This is a genomic window from Lysobacter sp. CCNWLW3, from assembly GCF_036697405.1.
In the GTDB taxonomy this organism is placed as follows: Bacteria; Pseudomonadota; Gammaproteobacteria; order Xanthomonadales; family Xanthomonadaceae; genus Lysobacter.
Window position 1 is genome coordinate 219,387 of sequence record NZ_JBAHWA010000006.1, and the last position, 13,450, is coordinate 232,836.

Genomic DNA, 13,450 nt, shown 5'->3' on the forward strand with positions numbered 1-13,450 from the left:
ACGCCCGTCGTCGCAAGTCACTTCCCGGGCCGAAGCAGCCGTTCCGGCGCGGCCGCCAGCAATTCGTGCGGGCGCGGCCCGGGCGCGAGCCGGACCTGGGCGAAGCCGAGTTCGCGCGCCAGTGCGGCCAGGCGTTCGCTGGCGGCCAGCACGGTGGCGCCGCGCAGGGCGCGCGCGGCGTCGTCGGGCAGCGCATTGAGGATGCGCTGCAGGGCGTCGCCGCTGGACAAAGCCAGCAGCGCCGGCGCGTCCAGCGCGCGCAGTTGCGCGATCGCGCGCGGCGCTGGCGCGATCGGTTCGCGCTCGTAGACATCCGCGCGCAGCACCCGCGCGCCGCGCGCCTGCAGGGCCGGGGTCAGCGCGCCGCGGCCGCCGGGCGCGGTGACCAGGCCGACGCTGCGGCCAGCCAGTTCGACCTCGTCGAGCAGGGCGATCAGGCCTTCGCTGTCCATGCGTTCGGGCGAGCGCACCTGCGCCACGCCGGCGCGGCGCAAGGCCGCCGCGCTGCCGGCGCCGACCGTGAAGCACAGGCGTCGCGCGTCGTCGCGCAGCGGGCGCAATGCCTGCGCCGCGCGCACCGCGGCGGGGCTGGTGAACACCGCATACGGCGCGGCCAGGGCGGCATCCAAGGCGGCGCGCGCGGCCTCGTCGTCGCGCGGGCGCAAACGCCACGGCGACAGCGCGATCAATGCGCCACCGTATCTTTTCGCAGCTTGGCGTAAGCCCGAATGCGCAGCGCTGGGACGCAACGAGATCACGTACCATCGCGGCGGTTGTGGCGGTGTGTGCGGACGCATGCCGGCAGCTTGGCACAGCCGCGCAAGGCGCGGCATCCACTCCCCCTCCCCCTGCGCGACCCCCATGAGCCTCGAAGAAGCCCTGCAACGCCTGCGTCACCACTATCAATCGATGCCGCCGGTGGCGGCGATGCAGCTCAACGTCGCCGACTACGACGGCCGGCGCCTGCGCCTGCACGCGCCGCTGGCGCAGCACGTGAACGACAAGGGCTGCGCCTTCGGCGGCAGCCTGGCCTCGATGATGACCCTGGCCTCGTGGGGACTGGTCTCGCTGCGCCTGGAACAGGCCGGCATCGATGCCGACGTTTATGTGGCCGACAGCCAGATCCGTTACCTCGCGCCGCTGTTCGCCGACATCGACGTCGACGCCGAGCTGGCCGCCGACGCCAACTGGGACAGCTTCCTGAGCACGCTGCGCGAGCGCGGACGCGCCCGCACCGGTCTGGTGGCGCGGGTACGCCTGCCCGAGGGCGGGGTCGCGACCGACTTCACCGCCCGCTACGTCGCCATCGCCCGCGGCTGACGGCCGACACCGACAGCGGCCGCGGAACCGGCTAGCATGTCGGCCGACGCGGTCCCTTGCCGGAGACACCCGATGCGCCTGTTCAAAGTCCTGCTGCTGCTGTGCCTGTGCGCGGTCGCCGGCGGCGCCCTGGCCAGCAAGAAGACCAACGAGCTCGATAAAAACCAGTACGCCTGGTCCGGCGCGGTGCGCTGGGGCGAATTCGAACAGGCCCAGAACCTGATCGATCCCATCTACCGCAAGGCCCACCCGGTCACCGCGCTGGAGCTGGAGCGCTACAAGCAGGTCCAGGTGTCGTCCTACCGCGACGTCGGCTCCAGCCTGGACAAGGAGCGCGGCCTGGCCGTGCGCGACATCGAGATCGGCGTGATCAACCGCCACACCCAGGCCGAACGCACCGTGCGCTACCGCGAGGAATGGCGCTGGGACCCGATCGCCAAGACCTGGTGGCTGACCTCGGGCCTGCCGGACCTCTGGGACGGCATGTAAACCCGGCCTCGGGCCCGTCGCGACGGGCCCGGCGAGGCTTTTTTGCGCCGCCCGCCGCCGTGGGCGACAATCGCGCCCCCATCCGTCCGTCCCCGTGATCCTGTGACCCTAGAAGAACTGCTTGCCTTCGGCAGCCGCCACATGTTCCTGTCGATGGGTCTGGTCGGCCTGACCGTTGCACTGGTCTACACCGAGGGCGCGCGCCTGTTTCGCGGCTACAAGGCCCTGCGCCCGGCCGAGCTGACCGGTCTGATCAATCGCGAGAACGCGCTGGTGGTCGACCTGTCGGCGACCGCCGATTTCGAGAAGGGCCACATCGCCGGCAGCCGTTCGGTCTCGCCCGGCCAGTTCGATCCCGAGAACAAGCTGCTGGCCAGCGCCAAGTCGCTGCCGGTGGTCATGGTCTGCCGCAACGGCCAGGCCTCGGCCGACGCCGCCAAGCGCCTGAAGAAGGCCGGTTTCGAGCAGGTCTACTGGCTCGACGGCGGCGTGCAGGCCTGGCAGCAGGCCGACCTGCCGCTGGTCAAGGGCCGCGCCTGATCCAGGCCGGCCGGGCCGCCGTGCGCGGCGGCCCCTTGCGCGCGGCGCGCGGCGCCCCCACGCCTGAACGCGGGGCGCCGAATCCACGCATGCCATAATCGGCCTCTTTCCGCGGTTTCGACCGCATCGTCAAACACCAAACACCGCTGGAGTCATCCGATGTCCGAAGAAAACGTCAACGGCGCCGTCGCGCCGGTCGAAGCCGCCGGTCCGGCGTTCACGGTCGAAAAGATCTACGTGAAGGACGTCTCCTTCGAAGTCCCCGGCGCGCCGGCGGTGTTCAACGAGACCGCGCAGCCGCAGCTGCAGATGAACCTCAACCAGAGCGTGCAGCGCCTCAACGACGCCGCCTTCGAAGTCGTGCTGGGCATCACCCTGACCTGCACCGCCGGCGACAAGCCGATGTACCTGGTCGAAGTGAAGCAGGCCGGCGTGTTCGGCCTGTCCGGTTTCGACGAGGCCACCCTGGACGGCATGCTCGGCACCCATTGCCCGAACGTGCTGTACCCGTACGCGCGCCAGCTGGTCAGCGACCTGATCCAGTCCGGCGGTTTCCCGCCGTTCTTCCTGCAGCCGATCAACTTCGACGCCCTGTACGCCGAAGGCCTGCGTCAGCGCGCCTCGCAGCAGCCCGGCGGCCTGGCCGACGCGGAGACCGCGGGCAACGCCTGAGGGCCGCCCGCGATCGGACCACGGCATGGGCACGGACGCGAATTCCGGTGAGGCCTCGCCGCGCGTGGCGGTGTTGGGCGCGGGCTCCTGGGGCACCGCGCTCGCCGCCCTGATCGCGCGCCACGGTCATCCGACCGTGCTGTGGGGCCGCGACGCCGACGGCGTCGCGGCGATCGAGTCGCAACACGAAAACCCGCGTTACCTGCCGGGCATCGCCCTGCCGGAATCGCTGCGCGCGACCGCCGACATGGCGGCCGCGCTGGCCGGCGCCGACCTGGTGCTGGTCGTGGTGCCCTCGCACGCCTTCGCCGAAACCCTGCGCGCGCTCGCCCCGCATCGTCCCGCGCGGGCGGGCGTGGCCTGGGCCACCAAGGGCTTCGAACCCGGCAGCGGCCGCTTCCTGCACGAAGTCGCGGCCGAAGTGCTGGGCGACGACGTGCCGCTGGCCGTGGTCACCGGTCCTTCCTTCGCCAAGGAAGTCGCGCAAGGCCTGCCGACCGCGCTGACCGTGCATTCCGACGATGCCGCCTTCGCGCGCGCCGTCGCCGGCGTGCTGCACGGCCCGAGCTTCCGCGCCTACACCGGCGACGACATGCTCGGCGCCGAACTCGGCGGCGCGATGAAGAACGTGCTCGCGGTGGCCACCGGCGTCGCCGACGGCATGCAGCTGGGCCTCAACGCACGCGCCGGCCTGATCACCCGCGGCCTCAACGAGATGCTGCGCCTCAACCACGCCATCGGCGGCCAGCCGGAAACCCTGATGGGCCTGGCTGGCCTCGGCGATCTGGTCCTGACCTGCACCGGCGATCTCTCGCGCAATCGCCGCCTGGGCCTGGCCCTGGGCCGCGGCCAGAGCATCGAAGCGGCAGTGCGCGAGATCGGCCAGGTGGTCGAATCGGTGCAGACCGCCGACGAAGTCATGCGCCAGGCCGAACGCCACGGCATCGAGCTGCCGATCTCCAGCGCGGTCCAGGCCGTGCTGCACGGCACGATCACGCCCGCCGACGGCCTGCGCCAATTGCTCGCGCGCGAACAGAAACCCGAATACCCGCACGAACTGTTCGGCTGAGTTCCGCGTTCCGATTTGCGGGCCTCGCCGCCGCACGCCTTGGCCTGCGGCCGGGTCGAGGCCACACTAGCGCGATCTCCCCCGCCGAAACGGACTTCCGATGCGCGCGCTTCTCGCGGCCCTGCCGCTGCTGCTGTGTTTCTCCATGCCCGCCTGGGCCGCCGTGCCGCCGTGCGGCGAATACGAACCCGACAACGACTACGCGCCGCTGCTGAGCTTCGCCGGCAACGGCGTGAGCGCGCGCGACCGCCAGGGCTACGTCGACGCCGCGGCCTGGCGCTACCGGATCGAGGGCGACACCTTGTGGATGCGCCACGCCGACAACGCCCTGCTCGACGGCTACCGCATCGAGGCCGATGGCGAACGTCTGGTCCTGCCGGCCGACCGCATGCGCAGCGAAGCGCTGACCTACAAACGCCGCGCGCCGGCGGTCTGCGTGCCGACCCTGGGCGCGGGCGTGGCGCGCGCGCCGGAGGGCACGCCCGAGGCCGATCAGGACCGCCTCGCCTGCGCCGCCGGCGACATCCAGGCCTGCGTCGGCCAACTCGCCTACGACCACCAGATGCCGGCCGAACAGCGCGCGCAACGCCTGGAAGCCTATTGCCGCGACGAGGCCAGCCCCTACGCCTGCGAGGAATGGGTCAAGGCGCTGGCGCCCGCGGATCCGAACGCGCCGCTGTACCTGTTCCGCACCGCGGCGGTGTCGGCGCCGCAGCTGGCCGCGCTGCGGGTGGGCTGCCGCCAGGCGCGCTCGGCCAAGGCCTGCACGGCGCTGGCCGAGCAGGACTGGATCGCCGGCCGCTACGCCAGCGCGCGCGACACCCTGGTCGATGCCTGCCAAGGGCGCCTCGACGCGCAGGCCTGCAAGCACGCGCAGGGCCTGAAGGTGATCGCGCTCAGCGACGCGCCGGCGCGGCGCAAGCCGCAGCAGCCCTGCGGCACCTATGCCAGCGGCGAGGGCGGCTTGTTCGACGTGTTCCGTTTCGGCGACGACCGCGCGGTGGCCGCCTCCAGCGACGGCGAGCCGACCATGCGCTACCGCCTGCGCGAGGACCAGGTGCTGGTGCGCCACGACAAGGGCGACGACTTCGTGCTGCGTTGGCTGGGCGACGACACCCTGGTCGGCATGGACGACTGGACCCGCTTCACCGTCTACCTGCGCGGCGTGCCCGAGACCTGCGCGGCGCTGCCGCTGCCGGTCGCCAGCGACCGGATCATCGAGCGGCCCTACCGCGTCGACCATTGCGCGCTCAGCGACCCCGACGGCATCGAAGCCTGCTGCAGCCGCGGCTCGATGTCGGCCTGCATGGGCATCGGCCACACCGCCGCGATGCGCGGCGACTGGGCGGGCGCGGCCGGCTACTACGACCGCGTCTGCGCCATGCACGTGCGCGAAGGCTGCGGCAACGTGGTCGAGGCCTATCACAACAGCGGCGACGACAAGCTGCTGGCCGGCATCCGCAAGGTCTGCAAGGACGAGCCGCGTTCGGTCGCGTGCGAGGAGTTGGACCTGGCCAGCGCCGCGGCGATGAACCAGAAGCAGCTGGAACGCGAAGTGGAGCAGTCGCTGCGCGAAATTCTCGAGCGCCTGCCGGCGGACGAGGACGGCAAGCAGGAGGGCGGCGAGGAATAAGGCGCGCGGCTCGCGTCGAAGCGGCGCGGCGATGCGGTTCGCCTTCGGCTCACCGCATCCTACGGGCCTGGCTTCGATGGGGGCAGCGTAAGTCGCGATCGAGTCCTGCGCGGTGCCTGCACGCGCGCGATCGGCAAGGCGCACGGCCGCGCGTTCGGGCGGTTCCCGCCCAGTTCGCCGGCCTCAAAAGAAAAAGCCCGGCAAGCCGGGCTTCTCCTCTCGTTCGATCGCTTCGATGGATCAGAAGCTGGCGCGAGCGCCGATCATGTACTGCGTGCTGTCTTCGATGAACTCGACCTCGGCCACGACGCCCCAGGTCTGGTTGAACTTGTACTGGCCGCCGAGGGTGCCGACGAAGTCGCCTTCGAAGTCGCCGCCGTCGATGTAGCCGGCCTTGACCCAGCCTTCCAGGCTGTCGGTCATCTCGCCGCGGATGCCGAGGTTGAGCTTGCCGCCCTTGCCTTCGCCGCTGTCGTTCTCGACCGAAATTTCCTGACGCAGGTACGACAGCTCGGCGATGAAGTCGGCGCGGTCGCTGATGTCGGCGTGGTAGCCGAAACCGATTTCGGCGGTTTCGAAGTCGGTGTCGAAGGTGCCGGGGATGCCGTTGACGCGGACATCGTCCTGGGTCTTGCTGTAGTGGCCGAAGACGGCGAAGTTTTCACCCAGCTCGACCGAACCGCGGATGTAGCCGCCGTCCAGTTCCGGGTCGAAACCCGCCAAGCCGGTGTCGACGTCGACGCGGGTGTAGCCGCCTTCGACGTAGGAATAGCTCAGGCCCTCGGCCGAAGCGACGAACGGAGCGGTGGCCAGCAGCGCTGCCAGCACGAGTTGCTTCTTCATGAATTCTCAATCCTGATGTTTGGTTTGCGTCCATGCCGCATTGCGGCGGGGCGCACGATAACGAAACTTTCACATGGCCACAACTGCCAAAAGGGACACAGTTTCGACCAGGAGGGCCCTGGGGCAGGATTCACCGGTTGGGCGCAAAAAAAGAGCCCGGCCGGGGCCGGGCTCGATCGCGACGTTCGGGGGAGAGAGAGAATCGCGATTGGTGCGGGGTAACGCTCGCGCTTAGAAGCTGACGCGCGGGCCAACGAAGAACTGGGTGTCGCCGTCGACGAACTTGACGTCGCCGTTCACGCCCCAGGTGTCGTTGAACTTGACCAGAGCGCCGACGCGGCCGTAGAACTCGCCGTCGGACTTCTCGTAGTCCTCGTAACCGGCCAGCGCATAACCCTGGATGTTCGGGGTCAGCACGCCGTTGACGCCGGCTTCGACGCTGTAGCCGTTGAAGTCCAGGCCCTGGCCGGCGTCGAACTTCTCGTAGGCCACGCGGGTCAGCAGGTCCAGGCGCGAGTTCAACTCGTGGTTGTAGCCCAGGCCGACGCGCCACTGGTCGAAATCGATATTGGTGTCGTCGATCTCCTGCTTGCTGTAGCCGCCGAAGATGTGGAAGTTGTCGGCGATCGCGCCCGAGCCGTTCAGGGCCCAGCCGTCGGCGTCGCCGCCATCGGTATTGGTCTTGGCGTAGCCGCCTTCGACGTAGGTGTAGGACACGCCCTCGGCCGCGGACGCGGCGAACGGCAGGGCGGCAAGCAGGATCAGGGCAAGCAAAGTGCGCTTCATAAAGGTCTCAGCCTCTTATTGGTTTTGTTCGTCCGAATCGCGGCGCCTCGGGGTGGGGCGGCTCTTGTGATTCGGATGTGGCGCAGTATCCAAGCGCCGATTCAATCGAAGCTGAATTTTGTACTTGAAAGTTTAGGAACTCTCGGGTTCGTGCACGGTCACGCCGAAAGTCATGCTCGTTAAATGCTTGTAAACAAAGGGTTTGCGGCTCATTCGCCGAACAAAACGGCGGATGAATGCGCGCTGGCAACGTTTACATGCGCGTCTCCATGGGGCCGGAACTGCGCGGGTTTTCTAGCCCCTGTCGCCTTGGGCGAGCTCGGCCGCGGCCGCGCGCAACTGATCCCAATCCAGCTCGAAGCGCGCCAGGTATTTGCGCAGGCGGTCGGCGTCGTTGGTGCTCGCGCGCTGGCTGCGCGAGACGGCGAACAGCTCGCGTCCGGCCTGCGACAGCGACTTCGCGCGCGCGCAGGCGCGCACCACGTCTTCCAGTTGCACGCGGTCGAAGCGGTCCAGTTCGTCCCAGCGCTCGCCCAGCAGGGCCTGCAGCGGTGAAGCCGGCCGGCGCGAGCGCCAGAGCCGGCGCAGGCGTTCGATCTCCTCTTCGACCTGGGCGGTCTGAATGCGTCCGGCGTTGGCCAGGGTCGCCATGCGCATCACCGAGGCGCCCAGGTCGCGGAAGTTGCCGCTCCAGGCCGCCTCGGCGCTGGTCGCATAGCGCAGGTAGCGCTCGCGCGCCTCGCGGTTGAAGGTCACGCGCTGGTGCTGCTCGCGCGACCAGCGTTCGAGCTCGAAATCCAGGTTGGGCTCGATGTCCTCGGCGCGCTCGGCCAGGCCGGGCAGGCGGTAGGTCCACAGGTTCAGGCGCGCCAGCAGGTCGTCGCGGAAGCGGCCGCGCTGCACGGCCTCGTGCAGGTCGCGGTTGGTGCCGGCGATCAGCTGGAAGTCGCTTTCGACCTCCTTGTCGCTGCCCACCGGCAGGAAGCGCTTTTCTTCCAGTGCGCGCAGCAGCATCGCCTGCTCGTCCAGGCCCAGTTCGCCGATCTCGTCCAGGAACAGCAGGCCCCGATGGGCCGAGCGCAACAGCCCCGCGCGGTCGCCGGCCGCGCCGGTGTAGGCGCCCTTGACGTGGCCGAACAGCGCGCTCATCGCGCCGTCGCCGCGCAGGGTCGCGCAGTTGACCTCGACGAACTGGCCAGGCAACTGGTGCTTGAGCTTCTTCAGCTCGAACACACGCTTGGCCAGTTGACTCTTGCCGGCACCGGTCGGGCCCATCAGCAGCATCGGCGCCTTGGAGCGGGTGGCGACGGTTTCGATCTGCTCGATCATGCGATTGAAGGCGGCGTTGCGGGTGGCGATGCCGCTCTTGAGCAGGTCGCGGTCCTGCAGGCGTTGCTGCTGGAAGCGCTGCGCGATCAGGTCGTAGCGCGACAGGTCCAGGTCGATCACCGCATAGGTGCCCGGGTCGCCGCCGCCCTGCTTGCGCGGCGGCGAGGTCTGCAGCAGGCGGCCCGGGAAGTGGCGGCTCTCGGTCAGCAGGAACCAGCAGATCTGGCTGACGTGGGTGCCGGTGGTGATGTGGACGTAGTAGTCCTCCTCGTCCGGCTTGAACTCGTAGCCGCCCAGGAAGTCGTGCAGCGCCGCGTACACGCCCTCGAAATCCCAGGGGTCGGCCAGGTAGGTGTCGTGGAGGCGTACCTGGGTCTCGGGCGAGGCCTGGGCCAGGTCCTCGCGCACCACCTGGGCGAGGTTGCCGTAGCGGCGCTGGTCCAGCAGCAGCTCCAGGCGATCGAGCAGGAAATCCTGGTGCATGCCCAGCGACACCGTCGGCCGCCACTTTTCCCAGCGCCCGGGACCTTTGCCGCTGTCCAGGGTGGTGCCGAGCATGCCGATCACGACCTGGCGCTTGCGCATATCTGTTCCGATAAGAGACGCGCCAAAAGTATACAAAATTCGCAAGTGTCACGGCTTCGTTGAATGCGAGAGTTGGATATAAATTCTTTAAAATCAAATAGATAATAATTTATGCCGAGGTTGGCATGGCGATTGCTCTAGTACAGGTGCCCCAGCAGCTTCCGGCTTGGGTGGTCAGCGGTCGCGGCGCCTGGCTGGCAATGGGGCCAGCCAGGCCGCGAAAGGCGCGACGAGGGCGCCGCGTCTACCCGCATCGCCGCGGGCGGCGGTACCGGAACACCATCGATAGATAGAGCGAAAACCTATGAGCACGCAGAACTACGACGTCATCCAGGAGCCCGGCTCCGCCCCGATCAAGCTGTGGACCCGCGGCGTCCCCCTGGAGGACGAGGCGCGCCAGCAGTTGCAGAACATCGCCAAGCTGCCCTTCATCCACCGCTGGATCGCGGTGATGCCTGACGTGCACCTGGGCAAGGGCGCGACCGTGGGCTCGGTGGTGCCGACCATCGGCGCGATCGTGCCGGCCGCGGTCGGCGTGGATATCGGCTGCGGCATGATCGCCGCGCGCACCAGCTTGACCGCGAGCGACCTGCCCAACGATCTGGCGCCGCTGCGCAGCGCGATCGAGCGCGCGGTGCCGCACGGCCGCACCGCCGGCCGCGGCCTGCGCGACAAGGGCGCCTGGCAGAACCCGCCCGAGCGCGCGGTCGGGGGCTGGTCGCAGCTGGTCGCCGATTTTCAGCGCATCTGCGAGCGCCATCCGCGCCTGAAGAACACCAACAACCTCAACCACCTGGGAACGCTGGGCACCGGCAACCATTTCGTCGAGGTCTGCCTGGACGAGGAGCAGCGCGTGTGGTTCATGCTGCACTCGGGCTCGCGCGGCGTCGGCAACGCGATCGGCACCCACTTCATCGAGCTGGCCAAGCAGGACATGCGCCGCTGGATGATCAACCTGCCCGATCAGGATCTGGCGTATCTGCCGGAGGGCAGCGAGCACTACGCCGACTATGTGTTCGCGGTGGACTGGGCGCAGCGTTACGCGCGTATCAACCGCGAGATCATGATGCAGCACGTGGTCGCGGCCGCACGCCAGACGATCGCCAAGCCCTTCGAGGCGGCGGCCGAGGCGGTGAACTGCCACCACAACTACGTCAACCGCGAGCAGCACTTCGGCAAGGACGTGTTCGTGACCCGCAAGGGCGCGGTGAGCGCGCGCAAGGGCGAGCTGGGTATCATTCCCGGCAGCATGGGCGCCAAGAGCTTCATCGTGCGCGGCCTGGGCAACGCCGACAGCTTCCATAGCTGCAGCCACGGCGCCGGCCGCGTGATGAGCCGCACCCAGGCGCGCAAGCTGATCAGCGTGGACGATCACGTCAAGGCCACCGCGCACGTGGAGTGCCGCAAGGACGCGGAGGTGGTCGACGAGTCGCCCGCGGCATACAAGCCGATCGAAGCCGTGATGGCCGCGCAGAGCGACCTGGTCGAGATCGTGCATACCTTGCGCCAGGTGGTCTGCGTCAAGGGTTGAGCGCGCCGCCCGCGGGCGGCGCGGCATAGGCAAAGGAAAAGCGGACGGAGCCGGGCTCCGTCCGCATCGTTATCGGACAATCGCAATGGACATGATCGAACTCGACGGCTCGGCGGGCGGCGGGCAACTGCTGCGCACCGCCTTGAGCCTGAGCCTGTGCACGGGCATCGGCTTCACGATGCAGCACATCCGCGCCAAGCGTTCGCGCCCCGGCCTGATGCGCCAGCACCTCACCGCCGTCAACGCGGCGGCGACGGTCGGCCGCGCCTTCGTGCACGGCGTCGACCTGGGCGCGACCAGCCTGCGCTTCGAGCCGGGCCAGGTCGTGCCGGGCGACTATCGCTTCGCCACCGGCACCGCCGGCTCGACCACGCTGGTGCTGCAGACGGTGTTGCCGGCGCTGTGGTCCTGCGACGCGCCCTCGCAGCTGGTGCTGGAGGGCGGCACCCACAACCCGCTCGCGCCCAGCGCCGACTTCATCGCCGACAGCTACCTGCCGGCCCTGCGCCGCATCGGCGTGGACGCCTCGCTGCGCCTGGAGCGTCACGGTTTCTATCCGGCCGGCGGCGGCGTGCTGCACGCGACGGTGCGGCCCGGCGCGCGGCTGCTGCCTTGCGTGTTCGACACCCGCGGCGAGCGCGAGTCGCTGCAGGCCACCGCGCTGCTGTCGGGGCTGTCGGCCGGCATCGGCCGCCGCGAGCTGGACGTGCTGGGCGAGCGCCTGGGTCTGGACGAAAGTGCGCTGGAGTTGCGCAGCGTGCGGCCGGCGATCGGCCCTGGCAACGCGCTGAGCGTGCGGGTGCGCCACGCCCTGCACTGCGAGACCTTCACCGGTCACGGCGAGCGCGGAGTGATGGCCGAGCAGGTCGCGGGCAAGCTCGCCGACGAGGTCCGGGCCTATCTGGATTCGCCGGCCTGCGTGGGCGAGCACCTGGGCGATCAGCTGCTGCTGCCGATGGCCTTGGCCGGTGGCGGCGAGTTCACCACCACCACGATCAGCGAGCACCTGAGCAGCAACGCGCGCCTGATCGAGAAGTTCCTGCCGGTGGAGATCGATTGGCAGGCGCTCGGACCCGCGCACTGGCGGGTCGTGGTCGGCCGCTAACCCTCAGCCCATCGACAGCGCCGACGCCGGCGCTGTCGATGCGCGCGCGCCGCCGGTTTCGCCCAACGGCCGGCGCAGCAGCACCCACAGGCACAGGCCCAGCGCGACGAACTGGCTGAAGGTGGACAGGGCCAGGCGGCCCATCAGTTCGGGCAGGGGCATGCCGCCGAACGGCAGCACCGCGCTCAGGGCCAGGTAGGCCAGCGCCAGCGCGATCACGCGCGGCGGTTGCAGGCGGCTGCCGGCGGCGACCAGCAGCCACAGCCAGATCGGTGCGAACAGGCCGTTGTGGTCCGGCACGAAGGGGCTGCGGTAGGCGGCCAGGGCCAGCAGCGCCAGCCAGGTCGAGACCAGTTCCAGGCGCGACATCGCGCGCGCGCGGCGCGCGGCGAAGATCGCCAAAGCGAACACGGCCAGGGTCCAGACCCAGGACACCGCCTTCTCCACCGCCGGCGTCATCCCGCCCACGCCCAGCAGCTCGAGCTTCAGCGTCAGGCCCGGCACCGAATCGTTGATCGCCACCACCGGCTCCAGCCCATCCAGCCACAGGAAGGCCCAGGACTCGTTGCTGAGGATGCGCGGCGCCTGGAACTGGAAGAAGGCCTCGAACGGCGCCGTGCCCAGCCAGATCAGCGCGATCACGCTGTACAGCGCCGCGAACGCGATCGTCCACGCCGCCTCGCGCCAGCGCCGCGCGGCCAGCAGGTACAGGCCCAGCAGGCCGGGGAACAGCTTGAACACGGCGAAGCCGAGCAGGGCGCCGCCGGCGATCGGGCGGCCGCGCCAGAACAGCATCATCGCCAGCAGCGACATCGCGATCGCGGCGATCTGGAAATTGCCCAGCTGCAGGGTCAGCAGTACCGGCGTGCTCAACCACAGCGCGGGCATCAGCAGGGCGATGCGGCGTCCGGCCGTGCCGCCGATCCAGCGGCCCAGCGCGAACACGCTGGCGGCTAGCACGGCGCCTTCGATCGCGAACCACAATGCGCGCAGTTCGATGAAGCCGTCGCTGATGGCGATGCCGGCGCGCGGCAGGATCAGGAACTGCGGCAGGTACAGGAAATCGTCCAGCTTGAAGCGGCCTTCCATGCCGGCGTAGTGCTCGGGATCGTAGAGATTGGGCACGCCCTGCGCGGCCAGGCCGGCCGCCTTCCACATGCCCGAGAAGCAGTTGTGGCGTACGTAGAATTCGTCGAACCAGTAGGCCGAGGCCTGGGCCTGGGCCGGGTCGAGCATGAACAAGGCGACGCCGGCGGTGCGCGCGATCGCGGCCAGCGCCACCAGCAGCCAAAGCGCGCTCCACAGCGGATGCGCGCGGCTCAGCCCGTCCCATTCCGCGGGCAGGCGCCGCGCCAGCCAGGGCGTGGCGAACGCGGCCAAGGCCAGCGCGATCGCCAGCGCGATGCTGGGCGCGAACGCGGTCGGCACATACGCCCCCAGCGCCACCGCCGGCAGGGTCGCCAGCAGCAGGCTCAACAGGGCGGCGACGGTCCAGCGTTCGCGGGAGATCCGGTGCACGGCGAGGTTCATGCGGTCTGGCTCCGAAGG

Annotated in this window: 13 protein-coding genes; 8 read left to right on the plus strand and 5 right to left on the minus strand. The window is 69.5% G+C overall.

Features of this window, described 5'->3' with window-relative positions; all coding sequences use genetic code 11:
- Positions 1-17: 17 nt before the first annotated feature.
- A complete protein-coding gene (locus tag V1318_RS12600; RefSeq protein ID WP_332940028.1) occupies positions 18-797 on the minus strand; it encodes a uroporphyrinogen-III synthase in 780 nt (259 codons plus the stop codon).
- Between the two features lie 64 nt (positions 798-861).
- Between V1318_RS12600 and V1318_RS12605 the strand changes: the two genes are divergently transcribed.
- From V1318_RS12605 to V1318_RS12630, 6 genes are all read left to right on the plus strand, one after another.
- A complete protein-coding gene (locus V1318_RS12605; RefSeq protein WP_332940029.1) occupies positions 862-1,320 on the plus strand; it encodes a YiiD C-terminal domain-containing protein in 459 nt (152 codons plus the stop codon).
- 72 nt (positions 1,321-1,392) lie between these two features.
- Positions 1,393-1,809: a hypothetical protein gene (locus tag V1318_RS12610; RefSeq protein WP_332940030.1), complete on the plus strand. Its 417-nt coding sequence runs from the start codon at positions 1,393-1,395 to the stop codon at positions 1,807-1,809.
- 102 nt (positions 1,810-1,911) lie between these two features.
- A complete protein-coding gene (locus V1318_RS12615; protein WP_332940031.1) occupies positions 1,912-2,349 on the plus strand; it encodes a rhodanese-like domain-containing protein in 438 nt (145 codons plus the stop codon).
- Between the two features lie 159 nt (positions 2,350-2,508).
- Positions 2,509-3,021, plus strand: coding sequence for a protein-export chaperone SecB (gene secB, locus V1318_RS12620; RefSeq protein WP_332940032.1), 513 nt, complete (start codon positions 2,509-2,511; stop codon positions 3,019-3,021).
- A 25-nt stretch (positions 3,022-3,046) separates the two neighbouring features.
- Complete coding sequence (locus V1318_RS12625) at positions 3,047-4,090, plus strand: NAD(P)H-dependent glycerol-3-phosphate dehydrogenase (protein WP_332940033.1); 1,044 nt, start codon at positions 3,047-3,049, stop codon at positions 4,088-4,090.
- A gap of 100 nt (positions 4,091-4,190) precedes the next feature.
- Entirely contained in the window at positions 4,191-5,723 is a 1,533-nt protein-coding gene (locus V1318_RS12630; protein WP_332940034.1) for a hypothetical protein, read from the plus strand.
- A 240-nt stretch (positions 5,724-5,963) separates the two neighbouring features.
- Here the strand turns inward: V1318_RS12630 and V1318_RS12635 are convergent, their stop codons facing one another.
- The 3 genes from V1318_RS12635 to rtcR form a co-directional block, all read right to left on the minus strand.
- Entirely contained in the window at positions 5,964-6,566 is a 603-nt protein-coding gene (locus V1318_RS12635; RefSeq protein WP_332940035.1) for an outer membrane beta-barrel protein, read from the minus strand.
- A 231-nt stretch (positions 6,567-6,797) separates the two neighbouring features.
- On the minus strand, positions 6,798-7,352 hold the full coding sequence (locus tag V1318_RS12640) for an Ax21 family protein (RefSeq protein WP_332940036.1): 555 nt from the start codon (positions 7,350-7,352) through the stop codon (positions 6,798-6,800).
- Between the two features lie 294 nt (positions 7,353-7,646).
- Entirely contained in the window at positions 7,647-9,266 is a 1,620-nt protein-coding gene (gene rtcR / locus V1318_RS12645; protein ID WP_332940037.1) for an RNA repair transcriptional activator RtcR, read from the minus strand.
- Positions 9,267-9,570: 304 nt separating this feature from the next.
- Between rtcR and V1318_RS12650 the strand changes: the two genes are divergently transcribed.
- Entirely contained in the window at positions 9,571-10,797 is a 1,227-nt protein-coding gene (locus tag V1318_RS12650; RefSeq protein WP_332940038.1) for an RtcB family protein, read from the plus strand.
- An 85-nt stretch (positions 10,798-10,882) separates the two neighbouring features.
- The gene (rtcA, locus tag V1318_RS12655) at positions 10,883-11,902 is read left to right on the plus strand and encodes an RNA 3'-terminal phosphate cyclase (protein WP_332940039.1); all 1,020 of its coding nucleotides are present in this window, start codon (positions 10,883-10,885) and stop codon (positions 11,900-11,902) included.
- Positions 11,903-11,905: 3 nt separating this feature from the next.
- On the opposite strand, the gene V1318_RS12660 is transcribed toward rtcA, so the two are convergent.
- Positions 11,906-13,432 (minus strand): glycosyltransferase family 87 protein, encoded by a 1,527-nt coding sequence (locus V1318_RS12660; RefSeq protein WP_332940040.1) that lies wholly within the window; start codon positions 13,430-13,432, stop codon positions 11,906-11,908.
- Between the last annotated feature and the right edge of the window lie 18 nt (positions 13,433-13,450).

What these genes read in the sequence shown, in the direction of transcription:
- V1318_RS12605 (WP_332940029.1), top strand. Translation starts at nt 862, where the DNA reads ATGAGCCTCGAAGAAGCCCTGCAACGCCTGCGTCACCACTATCAATCG.
- V1318_RS12650 (WP_332940038.1), top strand. Translation starts at nt 9,571, where the DNA reads ATGAGCACGCAGAACTACGACGTCATCCAGGAGCCCGGCTCCGCCCCG.
- V1318_RS12630 (WP_332940034.1), top strand. Translation starts at nt 4,191, where the DNA reads ATGCGCGCGCTTCTCGCGGCCCTGCCGCTGCTGCTGTGTTTCTCCATG.
- rtcA (WP_332940039.1), top strand. Translation starts at nt 10,883, where the DNA reads ATGGACATGATCGAACTCGACGGCTCGGCGGGCGGCGGGCAACTGCTG.
- V1318_RS12635 (WP_332940035.1), bottom strand. Translation starts at nt 6,566, where the DNA reads ATGAAGAAGCAACTCGTGCTGGCAGCGCTGCTGGCCACCGCTCCGTTC.
- V1318_RS12600 (WP_332940028.1), bottom strand. Translation starts at nt 797, where the DNA reads ATGCGTCCGCACACACCGCCACAACCGCCGCGATGGTACGTGATCTCG.
- rtcR (WP_332940037.1), bottom strand. Translation starts at nt 9,266, where the DNA reads ATGCGCAAGCGCCAGGTCGTGATCGGCATGCTCGGCACCACCCTGGAC.
- V1318_RS12625 (WP_332940033.1), top strand. Translation starts at nt 3,047, where the DNA reads ATGGGCACGGACGCGAATTCCGGTGAGGCCTCGCCGCGCGTGGCGGTG.
- V1318_RS12660 (WP_332940040.1), bottom strand. Translation starts at nt 13,432, where the DNA reads ATGAACCTCGCCGTGCACCGGATCTCCCGCGAACGCTGGACCGTCGCC.
- V1318_RS12610 (WP_332940030.1), top strand. Translation starts at nt 1,393, where the DNA reads ATGCGCCTGTTCAAAGTCCTGCTGCTGCTGTGCCTGTGCGCGGTCGCC.
- V1318_RS12640 (WP_332940036.1), bottom strand. Translation starts at nt 7,352, where the DNA reads ATGAAGCGCACTTTGCTTGCCCTGATCCTGCTTGCCGCCCTGCCGTTC.
- secB (WP_332940032.1), top strand. Translation starts at nt 2,509, where the DNA reads ATGTCCGAAGAAAACGTCAACGGCGCCGTCGCGCCGGTCGAAGCCGCC.